1 protein-coding gene is annotated in these 365 nt (G+C 49.3%); it reads right to left on the reverse strand.

Going from position 1 to position 365, the window contains the following annotated elements; translation table 11 throughout:
* On the reverse strand, window positions 1-247 hold a 247-nt coding region (locus tag ACYP03_RS24725; RefSeq protein ID WP_459782488.1), incomplete at its 3' end, for a flagellar hook-basal body complex protein.
* Window positions 248-365: the final 118 nt, after the last annotated feature.

The following is a 365-nucleotide window of genomic DNA, read 5'->3' on the forward strand; positions in this document are numbered from 1 at the left end:
GCAGATCCATCGGGTTGTTGGTATAAATACTGGAACCTTCATGGAATTGCTGAGCCACCACAGAATTCTGGACACCGCCACCTGTGGTGGTTTTGGTGTTGGAAAAAATGGAGCTTGAATACACATCACCAAATTCGGCCCGCGACTCTTTAAAGCCGTAGGTATTGGCGTTGGCAATGTTGTTACTTGTGGTGTTCAGATCTTTCTGGGCGGCGCCCAGTCCACTCAGTGCGACATTAAAGCCCATAGGTGACTCTCCTGAATTCTGTGTACAGCGTACTTATTGTTCACCAGCCGCAGCGTATTAGCTGCCGCTGGTGATTTGTTAATGCGTCTGGCGTTATGCTTTGCCGACTTCCAGCACT

This window comes from Photobacterium sp. R1, assembly GCF_054600795.1.